Annotated in this window: 23 protein-coding genes and 1 pseudogene; 12 read left to right on the top strand and 12 right to left on the bottom strand. The window is 61.0% G+C overall.

Annotated elements, in window-relative coordinates:
- Nucleotides 1-76 precede the first annotated feature (76 nt).
- The 4 genes from H8F23_RS20790 to H8F23_RS20775 are packed head-to-tail and all read left to right on the top strand — an operon-like array spanning nt 77 to nt 5,638.
- Nucleotides 77-1,240, top strand: a complete 1,164-nt coding sequence (locus H8F23_RS20790) for an isovaleryl-CoA dehydrogenase (RefSeq protein WP_194935623.1) — start codon at nt 77-79, stop codon at nt 1,238-1,240.
- Between the two features lie 12 nt (nt 1,241-1,252).
- On the top strand, nt 1,253-2,860 hold the full coding sequence (locus H8F23_RS20785; protein WP_194935622.1) for a carboxyl transferase domain-containing protein: 1,608 nt from the start codon (nt 1,253-1,255) through the stop codon (nt 2,858-2,860).
- A 13-nt stretch (nt 2,861-2,873) separates the two neighbouring features.
- On the top strand, nt 2,874-3,689 hold the full coding sequence (locus H8F23_RS20780; RefSeq protein WP_099756674.1) for a gamma-carboxygeranoyl-CoA hydratase: 816 nt from the start codon (nt 2,874-2,876) through the stop codon (nt 3,687-3,689).
- On the top strand, nt 3,689-5,638 hold the full coding sequence (locus H8F23_RS20775; protein WP_194935621.1) for an acetyl/propionyl/methylcrotonyl-CoA carboxylase subunit alpha: 1,950 nt from the start codon (nt 3,689-3,691) through the stop codon (nt 5,636-5,638). The genes H8F23_RS20780 and H8F23_RS20775 overlap by 1 nt, the downstream gene beginning before the upstream one ends.
- Nucleotides 5,639-5,678: 40 nt before the next feature.
- On the opposite strand, the gene H8F23_RS20770 is transcribed toward H8F23_RS20775, so the two are convergent.
- Nucleotides 5,679-6,338: a LexA family protein gene (locus H8F23_RS20770; RefSeq protein ID WP_194935620.1), complete on the bottom strand. Its 660-nt coding sequence runs from the start codon at nt 6,336-6,338 to the stop codon at nt 5,679-5,681.
- A 130-nt stretch (nt 6,339-6,468) separates the two neighbouring features.
- Between H8F23_RS20770 and H8F23_RS20765 the strand changes: the two genes are divergently transcribed.
- The 3 genes and pseudogenes from H8F23_RS20765 to H8F23_RS28935 form a co-directional block, all read left to right on the top strand.
- Complete coding sequence (locus H8F23_RS20765) at nt 6,469-6,807, top strand: DUF6124 family protein (protein ID WP_093434137.1); 339 nt, start codon at nt 6,469-6,471, stop codon at nt 6,805-6,807.
- Between the two features lie 482 nt (nt 6,808-7,289).
- Nucleotides 7,290-8,441 carry a M14 family metallopeptidase gene (locus H8F23_RS20760; protein ID WP_194935619.1) on the top strand — a complete coding sequence of 384 codons (1,152 nt, stop codon included), beginning with the start codon at nt 7,290-7,292 and terminating at the stop codon, nt 8,439-8,441.
- 148 nt (nt 8,442-8,589) lie between these two features.
- A pseudogene (locus tag H8F23_RS28935) lies at nt 8,590-8,949 on the top strand (MFS transporter); the annotation flags it as partial.
- A gap of 136 nt (nt 8,950-9,085) precedes the next feature.
- Here H8F23_RS28935 and H8F23_RS28930 read toward each other — a convergent pair.
- Together H8F23_RS28930 and H8F23_RS20750 are read right to left on the bottom strand one after the other, a co-directional pair.
- Nucleotides 9,086-9,631 (bottom strand): cytochrome b, encoded by a 546-nt coding sequence (locus H8F23_RS28930; protein WP_228759314.1) that lies wholly within the window; start codon nt 9,629-9,631, stop codon nt 9,086-9,088.
- A complete protein-coding gene (locus tag H8F23_RS20750; protein ID WP_194935618.1) occupies nt 9,628-10,734 on the bottom strand; it encodes a catalase family peroxidase in 1,107 nt (368 codons plus the stop codon). The genes H8F23_RS28930 and H8F23_RS20750 overlap by 4 nt, the downstream gene beginning before the upstream one ends.
- A 157-nt stretch (nt 10,735-10,891) precedes the next feature.
- On the opposite strand from H8F23_RS20750, the gene H8F23_RS20745 reads away from it, so the two are divergent.
- Nucleotides 10,892-11,398, top strand: coding sequence for an RNA polymerase sigma factor (locus tag H8F23_RS20745; protein ID WP_194935617.1), 507 nt, complete (start codon nt 10,892-10,894; stop codon nt 11,396-11,398).
- Complete coding sequence (locus tag H8F23_RS20740; protein ID WP_194935616.1) at nt 11,395-12,150, top strand: anti-sigma factor family protein; 756 nt, start codon at nt 11,395-11,397, stop codon at nt 12,148-12,150. The genes H8F23_RS20745 and H8F23_RS20740 overlap by 4 nt, the downstream gene beginning before the upstream one ends.
- 123 nt (nt 12,151-12,273) lie before the next feature.
- Here H8F23_RS20740 and H8F23_RS20735 read toward each other — a convergent pair whose 3' ends face one another.
- The 7 genes from H8F23_RS20735 to H8F23_RS20705 form a co-directional block, all read right to left on the bottom strand.
- A complete protein-coding gene (locus H8F23_RS20735; RefSeq protein ID WP_194935615.1) occupies nt 12,274-13,245 on the bottom strand; it encodes a Csu type fimbrial protein in 972 nt (323 codons plus the stop codon).
- A complete protein-coding gene (locus tag H8F23_RS20730; protein ID WP_194935614.1) occupies nt 13,242-15,599 on the bottom strand; it encodes a fimbria/pilus outer membrane usher protein in 2,358 nt (785 codons plus the stop codon). The genes H8F23_RS20735 and H8F23_RS20730 overlap by 4 nt, the downstream gene beginning before the upstream one ends.
- An 80-nt stretch (nt 15,600-15,679) precedes the next feature.
- Nucleotides 15,680-16,468 (bottom strand): fimbrial biogenesis chaperone, encoded by a 789-nt coding sequence (locus H8F23_RS20725; RefSeq protein WP_194935613.1) that lies wholly within the window; start codon nt 16,466-16,468, stop codon nt 15,680-15,682.
- 33 nt (nt 16,469-16,501) lie between these two features.
- The gene (locus tag H8F23_RS20720; protein WP_194935612.1) at nt 16,502-17,002 is read right to left on the bottom strand and encodes a Csu type fimbrial protein; all 501 of its coding nucleotides are present in this window, start codon (nt 17,000-17,002) and stop codon (nt 16,502-16,504) included.
- 4 nt (nt 17,003-17,006) lie between these two features.
- Complete coding sequence (locus tag H8F23_RS20715; protein WP_064389251.1) at nt 17,007-17,543, bottom strand: Csu type fimbrial protein; 537 nt, start codon at nt 17,541-17,543, stop codon at nt 17,007-17,009.
- Between the two features lie 20 nt (nt 17,544-17,563).
- Nucleotides 17,564-18,097 carry a Csu type fimbrial protein gene (locus H8F23_RS20710; RefSeq protein WP_194935611.1) on the bottom strand — a complete coding sequence of 178 codons (534 nt, stop codon included), beginning with the start codon at nt 18,095-18,097 and terminating at the stop codon, nt 17,564-17,566.
- 99 nt (nt 18,098-18,196) lie between these two features.
- Nucleotides 18,197-18,700 (bottom strand): Csu type fimbrial protein, encoded by a 504-nt coding sequence (locus H8F23_RS20705; RefSeq protein ID WP_194935681.1) that lies wholly within the window; start codon nt 18,698-18,700, stop codon nt 18,197-18,199.
- A 305-nt stretch (nt 18,701-19,005) separates the two neighbouring features.
- Here H8F23_RS20705 and zapE point away from each other — a divergent pair, with 305 nt between their 5' ends.
- Together zapE and H8F23_RS20695 are read left to right on the top strand one after the other, a co-directional pair.
- Nucleotides 19,006-20,136 carry a cell division protein ZapE gene (zapE, locus tag H8F23_RS20700; RefSeq protein ID WP_194935610.1) on the top strand — a complete coding sequence of 377 codons (1,131 nt, stop codon included), beginning with the start codon at nt 19,006-19,008 and terminating at the stop codon, nt 20,134-20,136.
- 215 nt (nt 20,137-20,351) lie between these two features.
- Entirely contained in the window at nt 20,352-21,665 is a 1,314-nt protein-coding gene (locus H8F23_RS20695; RefSeq protein WP_194935609.1) for a leucine-rich repeat-containing protein kinase family protein, read from the top strand.
- Between the two features lie 126 nt (nt 21,666-21,791).
- Here H8F23_RS20695 and H8F23_RS20690 read toward each other — a convergent pair whose 3' ends face one another.
- Nucleotides 21,792-22,496, bottom strand: coding sequence for a YebC/PmpR family DNA-binding transcriptional regulator (locus tag H8F23_RS20690; protein WP_194935608.1), 705 nt, complete (start codon nt 22,494-22,496; stop codon nt 21,792-21,794).
- Nucleotides 22,497-22,717: 221 nt separating this feature from the next.
- Between H8F23_RS20690 and H8F23_RS20685 the strand changes: the two genes are divergently transcribed.
- On the top strand, nt 22,718-24,109 hold the full coding sequence (locus H8F23_RS20685) for a type VI secretion system Vgr family protein (RefSeq protein WP_194935607.1): 1,392 nt from the start codon (nt 22,718-22,720) through the stop codon (nt 24,107-24,109).
- Nucleotides 24,110-24,214: 105 nt separating this feature from the next.
- Here the strand turns inward: H8F23_RS20685 and H8F23_RS20680 are convergent, their stop codons facing one another.
- Nucleotides 24,215-25,606 (bottom strand): FAD-dependent oxidoreductase, encoded by a 1,392-nt coding sequence (locus H8F23_RS20680; RefSeq protein WP_194935606.1) that lies wholly within the window; start codon nt 25,604-25,606, stop codon nt 24,215-24,217.
- Between the last annotated feature and the right edge of the window lie 8 nt (nt 25,607-25,614).

Below are 25,614 nucleotides of genomic sequence, written 5' to 3'. Positions count from 1 at the left end.
GCAGGCTTACGTTAACGTAAAGGTGAGAGCTGAGTAACCGCCCTCCCCACCCTACAAAAAAGCCAAAAGGTGACCCATGAGCTATCCCTCCCTGAACTTCGCCCTCGGTGAAACCATCGACATGCTGCGCGATCAGGTTCAGTCATTCGTCGCCAAGGAGATCGCTCCGCGCGCCGCGCAGATCGACAGCGACAACCTGTTCCCCGCCGACATGTGGCGCAAATTCGGTGACATGGGCCTGCTCGGCATCACCGTGCCGGAAGAGTACGGCGGCGCGGGTCTGGGTTACCTGGCGCATGTGGTGGCGATGGAAGAAATCAGCCGTGGTTCGGCCTCGGTGGCGTTGTCTTACGGCGCGCACTCCAACCTTTGCGTCAACCAGATCAACCGCAACGGCAACCACGAACAAAAAACCCAATACCTGCCGAAGCTGATCAGCGGCGAACACGTCGGCGCCCTCGCCATGAGCGAGCCGAACGCCGGTTCCGACGTGGTCTCGATGAAACTGCGCGCCGACAAACGCGGTGACCGTTTCGTGCTCAACGGCAGCAAGACCTGGATCACCAACGGCCCAGACGCCAACACCTACGTGATCTACGCCAAGACCGATCTGGAAAAAGGCCCGCACGGCATCACCGCGTTCATCGTCGAACGCGACTGGAAAGGCTTCAGCCGCAGCAACAAATTCGACAAGCTCGGCATGCGCGGCTCCAACACCTGCGAGCTGTTTTTCGATGACGTCGAAGTGCCGGAAGAAAACATCCTCGGCGCGCTCAACGGCGGCGTCAAAGTGTTGATGAGCGGCCTCGATTACGAACGCGTCGTGCTCTCCGGCGGCCCGACCGGGATCATGCAATCGTGCATGGACCTGATCGTTCCATACATCCACGACCGCAAACAGTTCGGCCAGAGCATCGGCGAGTTCCAGCTGATCCAGGGCAAAGTGGCCGACATGTACACCCAGCTCAACGCCAGTCGCGCCTACCTCTACGCCGTGGCCCAGGCCTGCGAGCGCGGCGAAACTACCCGCAAGGATGCCGCCGGGGTAATCCTCTACACCGCCGAGCGCGCCACGCAAATGGCCCTCGACGCGATCCAGATTCTCGGCGGTAACGGTTACATCAACGAATTCCCGGCGGGCCGCTTGCTGCGTGACGCCAAGCTGTACGAAATCGGCGCCGGTACCAGTGAGATCCGTCGCATGCTGATCGGTCGCGAACTGTTCAACGAAACCCGCTAAACGGAGCTGGCCATGGCTACCCTGCACACTCAGCTCAACCCTCGTTCAGCGGAGTTCGTCGCCAACAGCGCGGCGATGCTCAAACAGGTCGACGCCCTGCACACCCTGCTCGCCCAAGTGGCGCAGGGTGGCGGCGCGAAAGCCCAGGAACGCCACACCTCACGCGGCAAACTGTTGCCTCGTGAACGCATCAACCGCTTGCTTGATCCGGGTTCGCCATTTCTGGAAATCAGCCAATTGGCCGCCCACGCGGTGTATGGCGAAGACGTGCCGGCCGCCGGTGTGATTGCCGGGATCGGCCGGGTTGAAGGCGTCGAATGCATGATCGTCGCCAACGACGCGACGGTTAAGGGCGGTTCGTACTACCCGCTGACCGTGAAAAAACATCTACGCGCACAAACCATCGCGCAACAGAATCGTCTGCCGTGTATCTATCTGGTCGATTCGGGCGGCGCCAACCTGCCGCGTCAGGACGAAGTGTTTCCGGATCGTGAGCACTTCGGGCGGATCTTCTTCAACCAGGCCAACATGAGCGCGATGGGCATTCCGCAGATCGCTGTGGTCATGGGCTCGTGCACTGCCGGCGGCGCCTATGTACCGGCGATGGCGGACGAAGCGATCATGGTGCGCAATCAGGCGACGATTTTCCTCGCCGGGCCGCCGCTGGTGAAGGCCGCGACCGGTGAAGTGGTCAGCGCCGAAGACTTGGGCGGTGCCGATGTGCACTGCAAGATTTCCGGGGTCGCCGACCATTACGCCGAGAGCGACGAACACGCCCTCGCCCTCGCCCGCCGCAGCGTTGCCAACCTCAACTGGCGCAAGCTCGGTGACGTGCAGCAACGCGCGCCGATTGCGCCGCTGTACGCCAGCGACGAGTTGTACGGCGTGGTTTCAGCCGACGCTAAGCAGCCGTTCGACGTGCGCGAAGTGATTGCGCGACTGGTCGACGGTTCGGTGTTCGATGAATTCAAGGCTTTGTTCGGCAGCACGCTGGTGTGTGGCTTTGCGCATCTGCACGGCTACCCGATCGCGATTCTGGCGAACAACGGCATCCTCTTCGCCGAAGCCGCACAGAAAGGCGCGCACTTCATCGAACTGGCCTGCCAGCGCGGCATTCCGCTGCTGTTTTTGCAGAACATCACCGGCTTCATGGTCGGCCAGAAATACGAGGCCGGCGGCATCGCCAAACATGGCGCGAAACTGGTCACGGCCGTGGCTTGCGCGAAAGTGCCAAAATTCACCGTAATCATCGGCGGCAGCTTCGGCGCCGGTAACTACGGCATGTGCGGGCGCGCTTACGATCCGCGCTTCCTGTGGATGTGGCCGAACGCGCGGATCGGCGTGATGGGCGCCGAGCAGGCGGCGGGCGTGTTGGTGCAGGTCAAACGCGAACAGGCTGAACGCAGTGGCCAGGGTTTCAGTGCCGAGCAGGAAGCCGAGATCAAGCAACCGATCCTCGACCAGTATGAAGAGCAGGGTCACCCCTACTATTCCAGCGCACGGCTGTGGGACGACGGCGTCATTGACCCCGCTCAAACCCGCGATGTACTGGCCTTGGCCTTGTCCGCGTCGCTGAACGCGCCTATCGAACCGAGCCGCTTCGGCGTGTTCCGGATGTGATCGGGAGAATCTCATGAGCGATTTCAACACCCTCGAACTGCAAAGCGACCCACGCGGCTTCGCGACACTGTGGCTCAACCGCGCGGAAAAGAACAACGCCTTCAACGCCGAGATGATCCGCGAGCTGATCCTCGCGCTGGACAAAGTCGCCAGCGACGCCAGCCTGCGTTTCCTGCTGGTGCGTGGTCGTGGCAAGCACTTCAGTGCCGGTGCTGATCTGGCGTGGATGCAGCAATCGGCCGAACTCGATTACCACACCAACCTCGACGACGCCCGTGAACTGGCAGAGCTGATGTACAACCTCGCTAAGCTGAAGATCCCCACAGTGGCCGTGGTGCAAGGCGCGGCGTTCGGTGGCGCGTTGGGGCTGATCAGTTGCTGTGACATGGCGATTGGCGCCGATGACGCGCAGTTTTGCCTGTCGGAAGTGCGCATCGGTCTGGCGCCGGCGGTGATCAGTCCGTTCGTGGTGCAAGCCATCGGCGAACGCGCTGCGCGTCGATATGCGCTGACCGCCGAGCGTTTCGGCGGACAACGTGCGCGGGAAATCGGTTTATTGTCCGAGAGCTATCCAGCGGCAGAACTTGATCAGCAAGTCGAACAATGGATCAACAATTTACTGCTCAACAGCCCCGCCGCCATGCGTGCCAGCAAGGATTTGCTGCGTGAAGTCGGTAACGGCGCGCTGACCCCGGCGCTGCGCCGCTACACCGAAAATGCCATCGCCCGTATCCGCGTCAGCCCTGAAGGTCAGGAAGGCTTGCGCGCCTTTCTGCAAAAACGTCCGCCGAGCTGGCAAGCCGCAACCACCACCAAGGAGCCGCGTTGATGAGCGCACCTGTTCTCACCACCCTGCTGGTGGCCAACCGTGGCGAAATCGCCTGCCGCGTGATGCGCACCGCCAAAGCCTTGGGCCTGGCCACGGTCGCCGTGCACAGCGCCACCGACCGTGAGGCGCGGCACAGCCGGGAAGCGGATATTCGCGTGGACCTGGGCGGCAGCAAAGCCGCCGACAGTTATCTGCAAATCGACAAACTGATCGCAGCGGCCAAGGCCAGTGGCGCGCAGGCGATTCATCCGGGTTACGGTTTTCTCTCGGAAAACGCCGGGTTCGCTCGTGCCATCGAAGCGGCCGGGCTGATTTTCCTCGGCCCGCCCGCCTCGGCCATCGATGCCATGGGCAGCAAGTCCGCCGCCAAAGCGCTGATGGAAACCGCCGGTGTGCCACTGGTGCCGGGTTATCACGGCGAAGCGCAGGACCTCGACACCTTCCGCGATGCCTGCGAACGCATCGGTTATCCAGTGCTGCTCAAAGCCACGGCCGGCGGTGGTGGCAAAGGCATGAAAGTGGTCGAGGACGTCAGCCAGTTGGCCGAAGCCCTCGCATCGGCTCAGCGTGAAGCGCAGTCGTCGTTCGGCGATTCGCGCATGCTGGTGGAGAAATACTTGCTCAAGCCACGTCACGTGGAAATCCAGGTGTTCGCCGATCAGCATGGCAACTGCCTGTACCTCAATGAACGGGATTGCTCAATTCAACGGCGCCATCAGAAAGTCGTCGAAGAAGCGCCGGCACCCGGTCTGTCCACGCAACTGCGGCGGGCGATGGGTGAAGCAGCGGTGCGTTCGGCACAGGCGATCGGTTACGTCGGCGCCGGTACGGTGGAGTTCCTGCTGGATGCGCGCGGTGAATTCTTCTTTATGGAGATGAACACGCGGTTGCAGGTCGAGCACCCGGTGACAGAAGCCATCACTGGCCTGGATCTGGTCGCCTGGCAAATCCGCGTCGCTCGTGGTGAAGCACTGCCGATCACTCAGGAACAAGTGCCGTTGAATGGCCATGCGATTGAAGTGCGCTTGTACGCCGAGGATCCTGCGAATGACTTCCTGCCGGCGACCGGACGTCTGGCGTTGTATCGCGAATCGGCCGAAGGGCCAGGGCGCCGGGTGGATAGCGGGGTTGAAGAAGGCGATGAAATTTCGCCGTTCTACGACCCGATGCTCGGCAAGCTGATTGCCTGGGGCGAGGATCGTGAACAGGCTCGATTGCGCTTGTTGAGCATGCTCGACGAGTTTGCGATTGGCGGTTTGAAAACCAACATCAACTTCTTGCGGCGGATCATTGCGCACCCGGCGTTCGCGGCGGCGGAACTGGATACCGGGTTTATTCCGCGTTACCAGGAGCAATTGCTGCCTGCACCGGGCACGCTGAGCGATGCGTTCTGGGCGGCGGCGGCTCAAGCGGTGGCGCAGAGCCTGCCACAACTCGCACGCCAGGATGACCCTGCTTCGCCTTGGTCAGTCAATAGCGGTTTGCGTGCTGGGCTGCCGCCGGAAATCACCCTGCATTTGAGTTGCGAGGGGCAGGATCGCGCCTTGACGCTGAATGCTGCCGACCACGCCAGACTGTCCGGCGAAGCACTTATCGTCGAGCACGAAGGCGTTCGTCGTACGTTGCGTGCGATTCGCCAGGGCGATGCGCTGTACCTGCAATGGGAAGGCGAGTTGCGCCGTATCGAGACATACGATCCGATCAGCGCCGTCGAAGCCAGCCACAGTCATCAGGGCGGCCTGACCGCGCCGATGAACGGCAGCATTGTCCGCGTGTTGGTGGAGGCCGGGCAATCGGTTGAGGCCGGTGCGCAACTGGTGGTGCTGGAAGCGATGAAGATGGAACACAGCATCCGCGCGCCGCATGCCGGGGTGATCAAAGCGCTGTATTGCCAGGAAGGTGAAATGGTTGGCGAAGGCAGCGCTTTGGTTGAGCTGGAAGAAGTATGAACGTGAGGATCGATCCTGCGCCTGGCGAGGATCGATCTGACTAGTAACGCGCCGTTGCCTGCACCACAACACCGATGATTCGACACTCATCGGTCAGCAGGGCTTTCGGCCACGTCGGATTGAGCGGCACCAGGTAACGCTGGCCGCCCTCTTCGTCGAGTTTGCGAAAAATCGCCTCTGTACTCTCGGGCCACTGGGCGATCACCAGTTTACCGGGCAGCGCTTCGGCGGCCGGGTCGACCAGAATCAGCATGCCTTCGGCAATGCTCTGGCCACTGGGTGCGGTCATTGAATCTCCCGTCACCGTCAACCAGAACGCCGGGCCGCGCGCGTGGTAATCCGTCAACTCGAAGCGCTGCTTGCCTGCTGCCTTGTCGTAGGACGCCGGATCGCTTTCACGCACTTCGCACGTCGTCTGCCAATCGCTGACCGGGTAACGGAAGTACGGGTTGTACTTCTGCGCCAGCGGCATCTCGTCCTCAGGCGTTGGTTGCGGTTCACGGATCACCAGCACCACCTCGAGGAAATCCATGCCCAGCGCTTGCAGCACCCGGTTCATTTCAGTGATACCGGGTTCGCGACGCTTGTTCAGCCAATGGCCGATCCCGCCTTGGGACATGCCGACGCGCTCTCCGAGCTCTGTTTGAGTGATTTTGAGTTCACTCATCTTGGCCTTGACCAACTCAATCCATTTATCCATGTGCAGCACCTTACGTGGACGCCTTCGGCCAGCAAAACACATATTGTAGTATTTAAATTCTCGTCACAACTACACAGAGTACTATCCTGAAGGCACGGATTTTCAATCGACCAAGGAGTGCCCCCTCATCATGAATATCAGCAGCAAAGACTTGCCCGATCTGCAAATGGACACCACCTTCACCTCGCCCCAAGGCAATGCGGCGGCGCAACGAGCGCTGGACTATTACTTGAAACCAGCTGTGTCAGAACCTGAGGTCGACGAGCGTTTTTTCGATGTCAGGCGCCATCTCAGTGGCGAGGAAGCCCTGGTGCATGCTTCGGACCTGTTGCGCTGCGCGGCAGCCACGGCGTTCAAGGCAGCCGAAAACCTGCAAGGCGCGAGTCGCGATCTGGCATTTTCAGTGGTGCATATGGTGGATATGGCGCGGGCGATGGTCGACCATTCACTCGATGGCGATGAAGCCTGAGAAACGGAAGTGCAGGCGGACGGGAAAGAATTTTCCAATCGAGCAGGTAAAAACATTTGACTTGCAAATGATAATGATTATTATTGCATGCAGCTGGTCGCGAGATCAGTCGATGGACCAGAGACCTTAGGTCGGTCTTCTGGACTATCTCCTCATCAGGCTAATCACGGTTTTTGACCCGGCTTTTTGCCGGGTCTTTTTTTTGCCCGTTTTTCAGGCTTATGGCTTCAGGCTAATGAAGTCTTTTAGGTGCTGCAAATTCGATGGCGCGGATAATATCAAAAGAATATTGGTTGGCAAGCGAAGCCCGGCCACATTGGGGCAAACTAATGCCAATTAGCACTTGAGAATCAATCGCACAGTCTCTAAGCTGCTTGCGCGTCATGGAGGACGCCCCCCCGCCACACACCGCAATTCCCCTCGGTTTCAGCCCTGCCTGCGTGTACAGTAACGGCCATAAAAATCATATTCAGGAATCGATTATGACCGTGGCCAAATCTTCGTTCGACATCAGCGCCAACTTCGACAGCGGCAACATCCAAGTCATCGACATCAGCAATCCACTCAATCCGGTTCTGGCCATTCGTCCGGATACTTGCAGCGCGCATTTCCAGTGGTTTCACTTCAAGGCCAGCGGCCTGCATGTCGGCCAGGAACACTGGTTCCGCCTGAACAATGCCAGCCAATCCACGTACAGCAAGGGCTGGCCCGGTTATCAGGCCGTCGCGTCCTACGATCACGTCAACTGGTTCCGCGTGCCGACTATTTACGAGGGCGACTGCCTGCGCTTTTGCCTCGAGGCCACGCAGACCCATGCCTGGTTCGCCTACTTCGAACCCTATAGCCGTGGCCGTCACGACTGGCTGATCGAGCAGGCGCTGAGCAAGGCCGGCACCGAATTACTGGCGACCGGTAAAAGTGTCGAAGGTCGCGACATTCAATTGCTGCGCAAAGGCACTGGCGCTGAAGGCCAGCGCAAGATCTGGATCATCGCTCAGCAACATCCCGGCGAGCACATGGCCGAATGGTTCATGGAAGGCGTGATCGAGCGCCTCGAAAGGCACGATGATCCGGTGCTGAACAAGCTGCTCGCCAATGCTGATCTGTACCTGGTGCCGAATATGAATCCGGACGGCGCGTTCCATGGCCATCTGCGCACCAACGCCATGGGCCAGGATTTGAACCGGGCCTGGCAGAACGCCAGCCAGGAGATCAGTCCCGAGGTGCTCTTCGTCCAGCAGCAAATGGAAAAGTACGGTGTCGATCTGTTCCTGGACGCCCATGGCGATGAAACCATTCCTCACGTATTCACCGCTGGCTGCGAAGGCAATCCGGGCTACACGCCGCGTATCGAGAAGCTCGAAGAGCATTTCCGCAATCACCTGAAACACACCACCAAAGATTTCCAGACCAAGTACGGCTACACCCGCGACGAACCGGGCCAGGCCAACATGACCCTCGCGTGCAACAGCGTCGGCCAGAAATACGACTGCCTGTCGCTGACGCTGGAAATGCCGTTCAAGGATCACGACGACCATCCCGACAACGTCACCGGCTGGTCGGGTAAACGCTCCAAACAGTTGGGTAAAGACGTGCTGACGACCATCGCTGACATGGTTGATACCTTGCGCTGATCCCCTCCTCTGTTCGGTAAAAGATCGCAGCTTGTCTGCGATCTTTTGCTTTCCGCCATTCGCCATCTCGCGCAATCAGGTTGCAAAATAAAACCTGAATCAATACCGCGCTCAAGGTTTTATTTTGAAACCTAAAAGGATGCGGGAAATGAAACCTCTAAAGAGCAGTGCCGTTTTGCTTTTCTCCGTGGCCTGCGGTCTGGCCGTGGGCAATGTGTATTACGCCCAGCCATTGCTGGACGCGATGGCCGAGGCGTTTGCGATGTCGCCGGCGACCATCGGCATCGTCATCACCCTGACGCAAATCGGCTACGGCATCGGACTGGTGCTATTGGTCCCTCTCGGTGATCTGCTCAATCGGCGCCGATTAATCGTTACTCAAACCCTGCTGTCGGCAGCGGCGCTGTTGATGATCGCGCTGGCGCCCAACAGTGCGTGGCTGCTGCTTGGCATGACCTTGACAGGGCTGCTCGCGGTAGTGACGCAGGTCTTGGTAGCTTATGCCGCGGCTCGACCGCGATGTACGCGAGGGCCGGCTGGATCGGCGTGTGCCTGCTCGGCGCCGGCATCAACGTAGTGGCGCTGGCGTACTGGTGGCTGACCCTGAAACATGGCGCATCGCTGCGATGCGCCACGCAAACGGGTTAGCTGCGATCGCGACCACGCAACATGCTGTCGAGCACCTCGTCGCGGCGGATCCAGCCATGAAACAGCGCCGCCGCCAAGTGCAGCAGCACCGTCAGGAACAACAGATAGGCCAGATAACCGTGCGCCTTGCGCAATAACGCGAACAACTGCGCATCGGCCGGAACGATCGCTGGTAACTGCAGCGTTGTGCTGAGCATCACCGGCTCACCCGAAGCGCTGATCATCGCCCAACCGAGCAACGGCAACACCAGCATCAACGCGTAAAGCAGCAGATGGGACGCCTTGGCCGCCAGTACTTGCCAGCCCGGCAGATCGGCGGGCAACGGTGGCTGGCGCGTGGTGAGCCGCACCAGCAAACGCACGATCACCAGCGCCAGAATCGCAATGCCCAGCGGTTTGTGCAGATGGATCAGCCATTCATGCCGCTCGGACACCGAGGTGACCATGCCGGCGCCGATAAACAGCATGGCGATGATCATCAGCGCCATCAGCCAGTGCAGCAGCCGCGCCAACAGGGCGAAATGCGTCGGTTGAGTGCTCATGGACGAGCCTCCTGTTTGGCAGCGGGCAACTGGCTGACTTCGCTGGTGCGACGCAGATAGGAATTGGCGTAACCAGCGGAACGGGCGGCGAGCAACGGGTCGCCGGAACCTTGAATACCGGCCGGCAGCACCAGCGGGTCATAGTTGATGTCCCGGCATTCGCCGCTCAATTGCGGCTGGGTCTTCTCCAGCACCAGCGTACCGGCGTTCAACACTTTGCGCCCCTCGGGCCAGGTCTTGCTGGCGTCGTTCACCGGATCCTCGGGATTGGCCAGAGTGATATTCAACTGAAACCGCAGCGGTGCAGACGACAACCGTTGCACCAGATCTTTCTCGAGAAAGTCGCCGCCCTCAGGCGCACTGGCGCCCGCAGCATCGCGCGCCAACGGTGTCATGCTCCAGCGCACGGCCTGTTTTTTACCGCTGGCGTCGACCAGATAAAACGCGTTGACGCTGTTATAGGTTTCGGTGGCATAACTGGCCGACGGTTTGGCTGTCTTCACCCAGGTCAAAAACGGCACGGTTTCCGGGTGGGAGGCGAAGAACGCCGGAACCTTCGCCGGATCAGGTTTGCCGGTGGCCGGGTCCGGTGACTGCGCCTGCTGCAATTGATAAAACGCCTCAGGCGTGCCGACCGGGAACACCGGCATGCTGTTCATCCCGGTGCGCCACTGCTGCCCGTTGGCCTGGGTGAACCGCAACGCCAGACTGCGAATCGGCACGCTGCTGTCCGGTGCATAGGGATTGCCCGCCGGCAGCGCAAAGCGCCCGACCACTGGAGTCTGCGGCTCGTTGAACACCTGCGCAGTGGAGAATACCCGTGCCTCACCACTGCTTTCGAAATGCCCGATCACGCACACGCCTTTGGCGTGATTACGACGAAACCCGGGATGCACGCCATTGTTCTTCTCCAGCACATCGACCAGCGCCTTTGGCGTCAGTCGCTGTGGGTCGAAGTTACCGTGAACGTAGGCAAACGCCCCGGCCACCGCAGCGACTACCACGGCAATGCCGCCCAGACGCAATATCAGGCTCGCGGCACTCAGTGGCGGGCGCTGGGGCCCGCCGGGCGGTGAAGCGTTGGGTGAGGTGCGATCAACCATGAAGGACTCCAGGGCCAATGGCCACAAGTAGGAAGAATCAGCAAGACGCGCCTCGTCCGGGTTTATTCCACACAACGGTATTTATTTTTCCGAACGTGGAATAACCTCCAACGGCGGACGTCTCCCTAGTCCACAGCGTAGTGACTAGCAGAATTTCATGAGCGAATTCGACGAACAGTTGAGAGAAATCATTCCCAGATTGCGCCGCTTTGCCGTGTCGTTGACGCGCAACAGCAGCAGTGCTGACGATCTGGTGCAGGCCTGTCTGGAGCGTGCCCTGTCGAGTTGGGGCGACAAACGCGCCGACGGCGACTTGCGTGCCTGGCTGTTCGCGATCCTCTATCGGCAGTTTCTCGACGCCCACCGGCGCTCCCGGCGTTATGCGCGAATGCTCGAATTCTTCACCGGTCGCGACGACGCCGAACCTTCGGTGGAGCGCACCGTTATCGCTCAGTCAACCCTGCAAGCCTTCGACAGACTGTCCAGCGAACAGCGCGCGCTGCTGCTCATGGTTTCAGTGGAAGGCCTTTCCTATAAAGAGGTCGCCGAGATTCTCGGCGCCCCGATCGGCACCGTGATGTCGCGCCTGTCCCGCGCCCGCCAGGCCCTGCGCCAACTCAGCGACGGCGAAATCAGCAGCCCTTCTTTGCGGATACTCAAATGATCAGCCTGCCTCCCACCGAGCGTGATCTGCACGCCTATGTCGACCACCAGCTCAGCGACGCCGACCGGCGTGTGCTGGAGACCTGGCTGGCCAGTCACCCGGACGAAGCGGCGCAGGTTCGCGCCTGGCAGCAGGATGCCCAGCAATTGCGCGCGGCACTCAGCGGCGCGTTGCAGCAACCGGCCAACCCGGCGCTTGACCCGGCGATGATCCGCCAGCGCCGTCAGCGCCAGTCGCGTCGTCATCTGGCCAGTGCGGCGGTGTTGCTGATCGCGGTCAGCGTCGGCGGTTTCAGTGGCTGGCAGGCTCGGGAAATGACCCTCGTGCGCCCGGCCATGTTGCCGATGACCGATGCCTTGCAAGCCTATCGCCTGATTGCCCAGCAGGGCATGCTGCCGGCTGATTACCAGGTCGAGAGTGCCGGCGACATGCAGCGCTGGCTCGACCGCTATTTCACCCGGGCCAGTCGCTTGCCCGATCTGAAAGCGGCCGGGTTCGAACCGGTCAGTGGACGCTTGCTCAGCACTGATGAAGGTCCGGCGGCGATGGTGATGTATGAGGATGGCAGCGGCCACAAAGTGAGTTTCTACGTGCGCCCGCCGGGGCCGAAGAACACCTTTTTGCCGCGTGGCACGCGCAGTGACGGAGATTTGCAGGCCCAGTACTGGTCAGGTGGTGGCTATAACTACGCGATGGTCAGCCCGGTCGATACACCGACGGCGCAACAGCTCAAGCAATCACTGCAATTCTGAAAATACCGCTGTTCTATGTAGGAGCTGCGGCACGCTGCGATCTTTTGATCTTGTTCTTAAGGGCAAGATCAAAAGATCGCAGCCTCGTTTCACTCGACAGCTCCTACAAAGGATCGTGTCAGCTCAGAAACCTACATCCAAAACCACATTGTCCAGATAAGTGCCCGCCGGCGGCGTGGTCTGGTCGGTGTAGATCTTCGCGTTGTAGTTGAAAATCTGGCTGCCCGTGCCCAAGCCGTTACCCGGATTGACCTCGGCATCGGTACTCGCCCGCCGCGCCGCGCCGACGCTGCCCCAGCGCGTGGTGCCGGCACTTTTGAAAATGTCGTAGGCCAGATAATTGCTCCCGGAAATCATCCGGCGCCGGCCACCGACACTCACCGCGTTCTGTCCGTCACTCAACCCCACGGTGTAAGCACTGCCTTTGGTGCAGGCCAGATTGATGGTTTGCCCGGTCACCGGCGTGAACGCGCTGACCACCGGCGCGCTGCCGAACGCAATGTTCGGCGCAGTAATCGTGCAGTCGTTGGACACCGTCATGTTCACCGTCAACGAGGTCGTGCCGTTGGCAATATCGCGACCGAGGCAGATGGCACCGATGCCGATTCCCGAGCAGTAATTCCAGTTCCAGAAAATGCTCAGGGTCTCGGTGTACACCCCGGCGGCGACGTTGCTGCCGATGGTTGTACCGAGATAGAGCGGCACGGTTTTCGGCGTCGTACCATTGAGCAGGCCCAGAGCATCGATGATGCCGTTGCGTGCAAAGTCATAGGCCGTGCCGCGCGTCAGCGGGTAGCTGGTGCTGTTGTTGGCATAGATCGTATAGCTGATGAGATCGCCGGTCGGCCCGACCAGCCCGCCTTGCGTCGAAGACACAGTGCCCCAGAAGTGGTCGTTACTGGTCAGCAGCGACAGCAGCGAACCGGTGCAACTCAAACCCGCATTCAGTGTGGAACTGGGCTGCGACGTCGTGCGCACAGCAATCGAACTGAGCGTGCCGAACGCCGCCGGTGTGGTGCTGACCACCGAGCACGCGGCCTGTACCGCCCCCGGCAGCATCAGCGCCAGCGCCAATAGCCATCGCCTGAACATCATTGACACACCAACGGGCCAATCAGCGGCACCTGATCCTGATTCATATCGACGCTGAACTGCGCCTGACAGGTTTTGCCGTCGGCCAGCGTCACTTGCAACGAGTTCTGCGCCTGCAGGTTTTCCAGATACACCAGCCCATCCCAACCGACCACCGTCCGTGTGCCGCTCTGCTCATGCAGCACGCCCGCACCCAGCGGCAGTTCGCGCTGTTGCGCGTCGACCAGCACGATGCTCGCAGCAATCACTCGGGCCAGCGGAAACTCCAGCAGATATCCGCTACCACGCCGTACAGCGATGCGTTGTTCGACATTGGGACTGCGCACATTGGCCGGCAGATTCAGTGGATCGATTTCATACTTGCCGCGGTAATAGGCGCTGCTCCACGGCACCAGCAGATGACCGTTCTTGTCGGTCTGACCAACCTGCTGGTTTTCGTAGCGCACCGGAATGTCGGCAAAACCATCGGTGCTGACCACTACAAACGCGTCGTCGATGCGGTTGGCGGCGAACACCTGACGGTCCATCCACACCAGCGAACCACTGGCGTCGGCCCAACGGGTTTCAGCCTCGGAAGTGCCGTAGACACCGGCCTGCAACTGCACCGACTGCAGGCGCCAGGTGACGTCGGCCTGGCGATAATCGGCGCCATCACCCTTGGCGTAGCCGAGGTTGAAACCCACGCCGCCCTCAGTCGGCACCGCACGACTGTAGTTGACCCGCTGCTGGCTCTGCCCGGTTTTACTGCGATCACTGCTGATCGCCAGACTGCCGCGCAGATCGAACGGAATCACCAGTTGCGCCTGTACCGCCCAGTTGCTGTCGCCGATTTCGCGGTTGGCCGACAGGTAAAAACTGCTGTTGCGCCACAGCGGTTTGCTCCAGCTGAGGTTGAGCAGCCGCGTGCGTGAGTCGTCCGCCGCACGAACATCGAAATAACCGGCGCCGAGGCTGCCCCAACGCTCAAGGTTAAGGCTCAGGGTCGCCTGTTCGCTGCGTCGACTGAGGCTGATGTAGGGGCTGTCGACCACGGTCAGGTCGGCATATTGATCGTGGCGTTGCAGGCGTTGGTAGGAAAAGCTGAAACGCTGGTTGCTGTACTGATAGCCCAGGCTGACCTGGTGACCGCCCTCGCCGTCGAAACGGCTTTGGCTCACGGCACTATTGAGTACGCCGAAATTGCCCAGCCGCAGGTTGCCGCCGAGGCCGCCCAGTGTCAGCGAATCGGCCGCTTCGGCGTGGCTCTCCAGGGTGAAACTGTCGCTGACGCCGTAACGCAGGCTGCCGGAGGTGACACCCGGGCCGTAACTGAAATCCTTCAAGCCATAGTCGCGGCGCAACGTACCGGTCGCCACGGAAAAATCGCTCAAGCCTTTTTGCAACAACGTACTGGTGACATAGAACGGCACCGTGGTCGAGACCTGCCGACCGAGCGCATCAGTGGTCACTACGACGGCTTCGCCCGCACCGTTGATGAACGGAATATTGGTCAGCGTGTACGGCCCCGGCTGCAAATCTGCGCTGCTGGATTTGTAGCCATTGATGAACAGATCCACCGAGGACGGCACCGCCGCTTCACCGGCAAATTGCGGCAACGGATACGTCACCAGATCCGGGCGTACGGCAAAATCCCGAGAAAACTGCACGCCACCCAGACGCACCGAACTGCTCCACGGCAACGCACCGCTGATCACGTCACCGGCCTCGTAGGTGAGCATTCGCTCGTCGTCGGAGTAACGCCAGGTGGTGTCGTAACGCAGGTAGCCATTGTCCAGCGTGTTGAGCGAATCACCGGACAACGTACGCCGGTACTGCCCCGTGTTGGACAGCGTGCCCCAGCTGTCGAACAGCCGCACTTCGTTCCACGCCGCCAGATAAGTGCCGGCATCGTCGGTGTCATTGAGGTAGAGGTCATAGTTGAACAGCGCGCCGAAACTGCTCAGCGCCGGGGTGCGCGGGTAAGCCTGGCGATTGCCGATGAACTGTTCCGGCAGCCAGTCCGGCGGCACGTCCAGCAGCAGGCGCTGACCGACACTGTCGTAATCACTGTGCAGCCCCGCCAGACTGTCGAGATCGACCTCGGCGCCTAGGCTGTCGGGCAGTTTCATGCCGGTCTCGCGCAACGCGGTCACTGGCACGAACAAGCGCCCGTCGCGCTGCTGCACCGCCACCACGCGTCCGGTATTCATCTGGTTGACCACCAGTTCCAGAAACAACTGTGCATCACTCACGGCCTCCATGCCGCTCGGTGGCGGCGGCAGATCGCCGGCCCCGGATGGTTGAACGAACATCAGGCAACACGCGCCGGTGATGAGCCACACCGGACGCTGAATACGACGAACCCGTCCTGGGCTCATACACGTTTTACGTCCGTCAATGGACTGAATCCTCCCTGATACCGCTTTAGCCGACGACAGATAACTGCGCTACGACTCACTCATTTGGCAGGTGTAATGCTCTGCACCTGCGGCGCGCCGTTCACCCGCACCTGCAACGCCGAATCACCGACCAACGGCCCCGGTGCCGGCCAGCGCATTACCGCCCCCGGCAGCACGTAACCCAAGAGTCCTTCGGCCAGCGGTCTGCTCTGCCCTGCCTGTTTGATTGCCACGTCAGTCAGTCGCGCATGCACCGCGCCCTGATTACGCACTTCGACATAGGGCTTGCCGTCCACGGCCACCGTGCGCCAGCTCAATTGCGGCAGGCCGACACCCTTGGGATCACGCGTGCGGCTGCTGTCTTCCTTGCTCCACAGCCCGGCACCATAGGCAAACAACGGCACCGAGTAGCGCATCTGGAAGCGGATCGCTGCCGCTGTTTTTCCGCCGTCAGCAGTCGCGGGTTGCGCGGAAGGAATTTCGTCGATGATGATCCGGTAGGCCAGCTCCTGCCCCGGCGGTACCTCCTTTGTCCGGGTCAGGCGCACCAGTTGTTTCTGCCCCGGCTCGATTTTCGCCACCGGCGGACTGCCGATCACGTCGCGCTGGTTCTGGTATTGCTCGGCGAAACCACTCTGGCTCCAGCCGAACACGCGGATCTGCAGATTGGCGGTTTCACTGCCGCGATTCTCCAGCCACAGCGCACTGGCCTGCTGATCAGCCTCCAGCACCGGATCGATCGGCCAGATCAGCACCGAACTCGCCGCGTGTGCCTGACTTGCCCCAAGCATGACCAGCGTCCACATCGCACAGCGCACGAAAGAATGCCGTGACGTAACTGACCCCATAAACCTGCTCCTTGTCGGCCATTCAACTTCGCCTTACCACGACAGTTGCACCTGCAACACGTCGCTGTACGTCCCCCCAGGCTGATTACCCGGCAATTGCACCTGACCGTAAATCGGCAGGCTGATGTTGTTCGCATCGCTGTAGGCCACCGCCACACTCTGGCCGATGCCCAGGCTCTGGCTGTATGCCGCATCACTAAACAGCGCATACGCCACCCGCGCATTACCGCTGTTGACCTGCATGTGCCGGCCACTGTTGTTGTACTGGCCGCCATCAACGCTCATGTTCAGCGTCACGCCCGGCGTGCATTGCAATTGCACCCCACCCGTCAGCGCGACCTGCACGGTGCCGGTGGCCAGTGCCGAACGCGAACCGAAATTCAGCCCGCCATAGTTCGACACCCCGCCCACCACCAGACACCCGGCGGTGACCGTCGCACTGACCTGAAAGCTCTGGCTCGTCGCCGCTGTCAGCGGCAGCGGTGCACTGCCCGCAAAGAGCATGAGTAGCGCTGCACAGCCATGGCGGCGCATGGCATCAGAACGTCAGTTCAACAGCGACAGTGTCGGTGTACGTCCCCGCCGGCAAACCGGCCTTGCCCACTGCCTGACCGTAGATGTTCACTGTCTGCGCGACACCGGTACTGGCGGCGAGGTTGATCGTCCCGTCAATCGCCAGCAGTTGCGAATGTCCGGCATCGGTGTACAAGTCGTACGGCACGTAATTGGCAACGCCGTCGTACAGCGCCCGCGTGCCACCCGGCGACATTCCGTCGTGGGAGCCCGCACGCACCTTGACCGTCGGCGTGGTGCCGCTGGAGCAGAGAATCGACAACGCCCCGCCGCCACCGCCCAACACCTGCCCGGTGGCGGTGGTGAACAGGCTGTTGGCAGTGCCGAAGTTCAACGCACCGAAGTTCAGCCCGGTGGAACCGCCAGCGCCGTTGACCTGACAGCTGCTGATCAGAATCAGGCTGGAGGTGATCTGGCCGGTGACCGTGGTGGCGGCGTTGGCACTGGAAACCAGCGCCAGGCCAAGCAACGACAAACCTATCCTTGATGCAAACATACGCATGGTGTCCGTCCTCTACGGGGTTACCAGTCGAGCGTCACCGTCAGGGTGTCGGTATAGACCCCTGCCGGTACCGCACGGGTATTCGCCACCACCGTGCCAAATACCGGAATGGGTATCTGCGCACCGCTGGTGACAGCGAAATTGTGTTGCTGGCCGATGCTGTAACTCCGGACGCCGGAGGGATCGACAAACAGCTGATAAGGAAGGGTCTGGCGACCGTTGCTCAGGCGCCGGGTATTGCCGTCACCGTGGGTGCCGCCGTCGATGGTGACGGTGAAACCGGTGACCGAGGGGTTGCAGGCGACGTTGAGTTTGCCGCTGCTGTCGCCGTCCAGACTGGCCTTGATCGGCGCGTTCCAGGTGGGCCCCTGAAGGCCGAAGTCGAGGGTGCCGAAGGCACTGAGCGGACTGTCGGGTGTGCTGGTATTGGTGACTTCGCAGCCGGCAATCAGGATCAGCCGCGCATTGATCTGCCCGCTGACCGCTGCTTGCGCCTCGTCTGCGAGCAATGCCAGCGTAACTGCTGCCATCACCATCCAGTGTTTACCTGTCATTGCGCCCGTCCCTGCTCCTTTACGCTGATTCGATCACCGCGCTCATCATCGAACGCCTTCCTTGCGCACCCGCGTCCAGCGGCTGCCTTGAAACCACGCTCACCAGGTGACCGTCACCTTGACCAGATCCGAATAACGGCTGACCTGCGGCACCTCAGCCAGGCGCTCGATCCGCGCGTACAGTGGCAACTCCACCGTGCCGCTGTCCGGCACCCGCCCACTGACCGGAACATCCACCACCAGCGGCACCCGGCGCGCCGCGTCCTGATACAAGCGGTACGGAATCGGTTTACTGCCTGTTGAACCGACCATATAGCGAACTTCCCCGACACCACCATGCAAACCGCCGTCGACACGCATCTGGTACGGCGTGTCAGGATTGCACTCCAGCCGTGGCAGGCGTTGATTGATCAACGCGGCGCTCAAAGGCCCGGCCGGGTCATCGAGGCGCGCGGTGCTGCCGAAATCAAGCACGCCCAGTTGCTCAATGCCGGCGTTGCGCTGCTGGCCGATCAACTGGCAGCCGCGTTGCACATCGACGCGCACTTCGACCTGAAGATCCGCCGAATAGACAGGCGCAGCGAGCACACCCAACAGCCCCATAACCCCATGTACATTCACTGCGCCATTCCTTGTCAGTGATCGCTTGCGACGTCGTTTCTGTGGTTGAGGTTAGCAACGGTCGACGATTCCGCCAGTCGATTGGATCCATGGATCGGCCGGGATATGTTTCGAAAGATTGGCAACGGGGCGAGCCATGTCGCTAGAAATGGCTGTACGTGCCGCACAAATTTGTTCAATAACCGCCCATTGTCGACACGTCGCGGTGGCTGGTCATCTCGACGTCTGGTTACACTACATCGCCGCGCTCCCGGGAGCCGGTTTTGACGAACACGGAGACGCCGACAGTGCCTGCCCACCCGCCGAAACGATCGCGACTGATCCAGCGCTGGCCGGCGTTGCGCCGCTGGTTCGGCAAGGGTTTGCCGGCCGGCGCCGGGCATGACGCCAGCGCCCAGTCGATCCGCGATTACTTCCGACACAAGGCCAGCGGTCAGGGCTACACCCTCAGCCACAGCCAGCAGCGCGTCATCGAGTGCATGGCGCAGCAGGCCAGTCTGCTGTTGGGCGCCAACAGCCGAACCGCGCCAAGCCTGTATCTGTTCGGCGCCGTCGGGCGTGGCAAGAGCTGGCTGCTCGACGGCTTCTTCCAGGCGCTGCCGATCACTCAGAAACGACGCTTGCATTTCCATCAGTTTTTCGCGCAATTGCATCAGGGCATGTTCAGCCATCGCCTGCAGGACGATGCCCTCGAAGTGACCCTCGACGAACTGCTGCAAGATTGTCGGGTGCTGTGTTTCGACGAGTTTCATGTGCATGACATCGGCGATGCCATGCTTATCACCCGGCTGTTCAAGGCGTTGTTCAAACGACGGATTCTGCTGCTGGTGACCTCCAACTATGCGCCTGAGGGTTTGCTGCCCAATCCGCTTTATCACGCCCGCTTCAAACCGGTGATCGAACTGATCAATACGCACATGCAGGTGATGGAAGTCGGCGGCCCGCACGATTACCGCAGCCAGACGCGTCACTCTGCACACCAGATATTCACCCAGGGACATTACGTGTGGCCGGCCACGCCAGCTCAACGCACGGCCCTGGATCTGCCACCTGCAGAGGCACCGGCCGTTGCGCTAACGGTCGGAACCCGGCAGTTTCAGGCGCGTTTTTTTGAGAATCGGCAGATCGGTTTTACCTTCAACGATCTGTGCGAACAGCCAACGGCGGTGATGGATTATCTGGAACTGTGTCGCCGTTTCGACCGCTGGATCATCGATGATCTGCCGGAACTGGCGGAGTGCTCGATCGCCGCGCAACAACGCTTCATCAACCTGATCGACGTGTTGTACGACCAGGACAAGCACCTGACGCTACTCGGTCGTTTGCCCTTGTGCGCTAGCCTGGATGGCAATGCCATTGACCTGGCGCGCACGCGCAGTCGGTTGGGACAGTTGCAAGAGATACACAACAGCGACTGAGCACGCCGGCCCTGTGGGAGCGAGCCTGCTCGCGAAAACGCCCTGTCAGTCACATCTCAGCGGCTGACACTCCGCCTTCGCGAGCAAGCTCGCTCCCACATGGTTCCATGGCGCTTGCAGCATTCCGCTCAAGCCCGGAACCCGCTTTGCCGTTATCATGTCGCCCATTCCCGGCGCCCCAGCGGCGCGCCCCTGATCAATAGCGAACACCAAACATGCACACCCTTGCTCAATTGCGCGCCGGCGAGTTGTCGGGCATCACTCGACTGGATCTGTCTTGTGGCCTGACCGAATTCCCGCGCGAGATTTTCGATCTGGCCGACACCCTGGAAATCCTCAATCTCAGCGGCAACGCCCTGAGCCGCCTGCCGGATGACTTGCACCGTCTGACGCGCCTGCGGGTGCTGTTCTGCTCCGACAACCCGTTTACCGAACTGCCCGCCTGCCTCGGCCAGTGCGCGGCGCTGACGATGATCGGCTTCAGAGCCAATCGCATCGTCAACGTACCCGCTGCAGCCCTGCCACCACAGCTGCGCTGGCTGATCCTGACCGACAACTGCCTTGAAAGCCTGCCGAGCGAACTCGGTGAGCGCCCTGCCCTGCAAAAGCTCATGCTGTCCGGCAACCGTCTGCAAGCGCTGCCACCCTCGTTGAGCAACTGCCATCGTCTGGAGCTGTTACGCATCTCTGCCAACCGCCTGACCGAGCTGCCGCAGTGGCTGCTCGCGCTGCCGAGCCTGACCTGGCTGGCCTACGCCGGTAATCCGCTGGAAACCGAGGCGGACCCTGCCGCGCTCGACGCGACGGCACAGATCCCCTGGTCTGCGCTAAGTCTGGAGCAACGCCTGGGCGAAGGCGCTTCGGGGGTGATTTCCCGGGCGAACTGGCAACGCGACGATGGTTCGGTGATACCGGTTGCGGTGAAGTTGTACAAAGGTGAAATGACCAGCGACGGCTCGCCGCTGCACGAAATGAATGCGTGTATCACCGCCGGTCTGCATCCCAATCTGATCCGCGTCGAGGGACGCATCAGTGGCCATCCCGACGGCCAGCAAGGATTGGTGATGCAATTGATCGATCCGTCCTTCCACAACCTCGCCGACCTGCCCAGCCTGGCGTCCTGCTCGCGGGATGTGTATGCCGATGATTGCCGGTTCAGTGCCGAGGTCGCGCTGAACATTGCCAAAGGCATCGCTTCGGCAGCCGAACACTTGCATCAGCAAGGCATCACCCACGGCGATCTCTACGGACACAACATTCTGTTGAACGAGCGCGGCGATTGCCTGCTCGGGGATTTTGGCGGGGCGTCGTTCCATGCTGTCGACGACACGCTGGAAACGCGCGCGTTGCAACGCATCGAAGTGCGCGCGTTCGGGATTCTGCTGGGTGAGTTGCTGGCGCGCGTCGACTCGGGGTTGAGTGATGAACTGCGTGCGGTGCTTGAAGAGCTGGAGCGGCGTTGCTGTCAGGCGGATGTGCTGGCGCGACCGGGGTTTGCTGAGGTCATGCGGCAGCTTGAGAATCTGTGACCGCTGCGCGGTCAATCGCGAGCAGGCTCACGCCTACAGTGGACGGTGGTGATCACAAATGATGTGTTCACCTCTGGCCTGTAGGCCTGCGCCTGCTCGCGATGTGGCCATCACTGACGCAGCCGATCAGCCCGCCAGGCCGACAAACATGTCCTGCACGTCATCATGGTTGTCGAGGCCTTCGAGGAACGCTTCAACTTCAGCCATCTGCTCGTCACTCAAACCGCTGACCGGGTTCTTCGGCTGGTAGCCGAGCTTGGCCGACAGCACGGTGAAACCCTGCTCTGGCAACGCTTTCTGCACCGAATCCAGGTCGGTAGGGTCGGTCAGGAACAGCGTTGCGCCGTCTTCGCCCGGCTCGAAATCCTGAGCACCGGCTTCGATCGCGGCCATTTCCGCATCGGCGTCCGGGGTGTCCGGCGAGGCTTCGATCATGCCGACGTGGTTGAAGTCCCAGGCCACGGAGCCGGAAGCCCCCAGTTGGCCTTTACGGAACGCCACGCGGATTTCGGCGACGGTACGGTTGATGTTGTCGGTCACGCACTCGACGATCAGCGGCACCTGGTGCGGGGCGAACCCTTCGTAGGTCACGCGATGGTATTGCACGGTTTCACCGAGCAGACCGGCGCCTTTCTTGATCGCGCGATCGAGGGTTTCTTTTGGCATCGAGGCTTTCTTGGCCTGTTCGACCACCAGACGCAGGTGTGCGTTGGTGGCGGTATCGGCACCGTTGCGGGCAGCGATGGTGATTTCCTTCACCAGTTTGCCGAAGATCTTGCCCTTGGCGTTGGATGCCGCTTCTTTGTGTTTAACCTTCCACTGTGCGCCCATTACTCACTCTCTTGATCTGTGGCGCCGAGACATCTATTGGCCGACGCGTGGCGCCAAGTTTATACGGCCTAAAGTCGGCAATCGACCAAAAAAACGCAATGTGGAATCGACATCTTCACCAGAGCTTGTAGGGGAATTCTGAAAAACGCCTTTGACATGACCATTCAACGCTGCGGTTTCGTACCCTCTCAGGCCCGTATTGCCTGACAGAGCCTGTTCGAATGCTCAATGACAAGGAAAGTCCTTTTACCCTGACCCTGACCGACAGCGGTCTGTGCCTGCCGGTGGTGCGTTTTCACGGCGAGGAAGCGCTCAACCAGCCCTACCGTTTCGACATCGAACTGATCGGTTTGGCCCCCGCCGTGGCGCCGGGCACATTCCTGCACCAACGGGCCTTTCTGCGTCTGGACGACCATCATGGAATCCACGGCGTGATCGACAGTGCCAGTTGCGAACATCGCGGTACGCACCGGATCGGCTATCGCGTGACGGTCGTGCCGCGCTTGCACAGGCTGGCTCAGCCGAGCAAACGGCGAGTGTTCGTGCAACAGAGTGTGCCGCAGATTCTCCAGCAACTGCTCACGGAAAATGCCCTGCCCGCCGACGGCTACCGGATTGAAATGACCGTCGGCCGCTACCCGATCCGACCTTTTTGCATCCAGTACGAAGAAAGTGATCTGGCGCTGCTGCACAGACTTTGCGAAGAGGAAGGCATTCACTATCACTTTGAACACCGGATGGACGGACACGTTGTCGTGTTTGCCGATGACAGCCTCAGTCTGCCGCAAACGCCGGTACTGGTTCCGTTCAAGGCCTGTGAGCAAACGCCTTCTCCCTGCATCACTTCGCTGTACCAGCATCATCACGCCGCGCCCGTCGCCACGCTGCATGCCGTGCGTAACCGAGGGCAGCGGGCGATCAGTGACGAGGCCGCCAACCACATCACGGCAAATCCCCTGCCGCAGGCATCTTCCCTCGAACAACGACACCACGAACAACGCAGCCGTCGACATCTGGAACGGCAACGCTGCCAGCATCGCACGATCAACGGTCGCAGCGACCGGATCGGCTTGCTCAGTGGACAACTGCTGCAAGTGTCGGCGCATCCGGTCAGCCACTTCAACGAACAATGGCGGCTCACATCGATACGTCATCACGGGCAACATCCGTCGATTCTTGACCCGACCCCACCCCTGCACCGCTACGAAAACGAATTTACCGCCCAGCCCTGGTCAAGCGATTTTCGCCCGGCGCTCAACCAACCGCGTCCAGGCATTGCCGGTTATCACCTGGGGCTGGTGCTCGGACCTGCCGGGCAACCGGCGCAGCTCGATGAACAGGGGCGGGTCGCCGTCAGGCTGTGGCCCTCGGAACATCTGCAAACCCTTGATGACCACGCGATCTGGCTGCCCATCGCGATGACTCGCGCCAATGGCCGAGTGGCACGGGAGGAACTGCCCTGCGCTGGCAGCGAAGTGTGGGTGAGTTTCCTTGACAGCGACCCCGACCGGCCGATTCTGTGTCTGGGCAACTCACGCAAGCCCACACCTCGCGAACCACCCGCACGTGACAGCCTATTGCTCGACTGGCTACTCGACAGCGGCGCACGCTGATCCCTTTGCAGGAGCTGCCGCAGGCTGCGATCTTTTGATTTTGATCTTAAAAACAAGATCGAAAGATCGCAGTCTGCGGCAGCTCCTGCATCAACACGCCGTGCTTCAGGCTTTGTCAGCCTTGCCCGCCGCCGCAGCGAATTTCGCCAGACGCACATCCAGATGCCGAGGACGCCGCCCGTGATCCTCGGCGCGCTCCTTGCGGCGGATGGCGTTGCGCACCATCAACGAACCGAGGTAGCGGATTGGCTCCGGCGGGAAATAACCCAGCGGCCCGTTGACCAGCGGCGAACGCGTCCACGGGTTGTCCAGGCCTTGCACCAGCGAAGCAAGAATCTGCCCGCCCATGTGGCACGGGCCGACGCCACTGCCGGAATAGCCGAAGCCGTAAAACACATTGCCGGCGCTGCTCATCTGGCCGAAGAACGGCAAACCGGTGACCGAGCGATCCGACGGGCCGTTCCAGGTGGCATCGACTTTGACATCGGCAAACGCCGGGAAGAAGTCGGCGAGGCTGTTTTTCAGCAGGCCGGCATAAGGCGATGGCTGATCGAACACCGGCAGCATGCGCCCGCCAAACGCGAAGGTGTTGCCACCCTTGCCGAGCATGATCCGGCCGTCCGGGGTGTTGTGGTAGTAGTGCACGAAAATCCGCGAATCGAGCACAGTGACCCCGCTGGTCAGGCCGATCTCCTGCAACAGATCCGGGCGCGGCTCGGTGATCAGCATGTCGCTGGAAACAATCGCCACGCTACGTTCGAACTGTGGAAAGGCACGGGCCATCCACGCATTCATCGCCAGCACCACGCGATCGGCAACAATGCTGCCGTTCGGTGTTTGCAGGCGTGCCGGGCGCCCTTCTTCCAGCCCGGTCATTGCCGTGTTTTCGTGAATCTTCACACCCAACTGCAACGCCACGCGACGCAAGCCACGCACCAGTTTGCCCGGTTGCACGCTGGCCGCTGCCGGCGAGAACCAGCCTTCCAGATGCTTGTTCGAACCGGCCATGCGCTGCACATCGGCCAGCGGACGCTGGGTGAACGAATTTATGCCGTTGCGCTCCAGTGCGGCGATCACCGCGTCGGTCGAGCCGACTTGCGCGCGGTTGGTCGCGGTGTACAGCGTGCCGTCGAGCCGATAATCGGCATCGACGCCGTACTGCTCACAGAACTCGCCAATCGCGTGGATACTGCGCTCCGATTCCTTGACCAGGCGCACTGCTTCCTCGACGCCAAACAAGCGTTCAAGGGTGAAATACTTCGCCGACCACGACAGCGCACAACCACCGTTGCGCCCGCTGGCGCCGGCGCCGCAGATGTCCGCTTCGATCAGCAAGACATCGAGTTCGGAGTTTTGTTGCTTGAGCATGATCGCCGTCCACAACCCGGTATAGCCGCCGCCGACAATGCACACATCAGTGCGGACTTCGCCTTGCAACGGCGGGCAGGTTTGCGAGGTGTCGGCCTGCAAGGCCTGCTCCAGCCAAAACGGTCTCATGGGGTTTC

This window comes from Pseudomonas neuropathica (assembly GCF_015461835.1).
Classification (GTDB): Bacteria; Pseudomonadota; Gammaproteobacteria; order Pseudomonadales; family Pseudomonadaceae; genus Aquipseudomonas; species Aquipseudomonas neuropathica.
The sequence above is the reverse complement of the archived record's forward strand: the minus strand, read 5'-3'. Positions and strand labels throughout refer to the sequence as shown.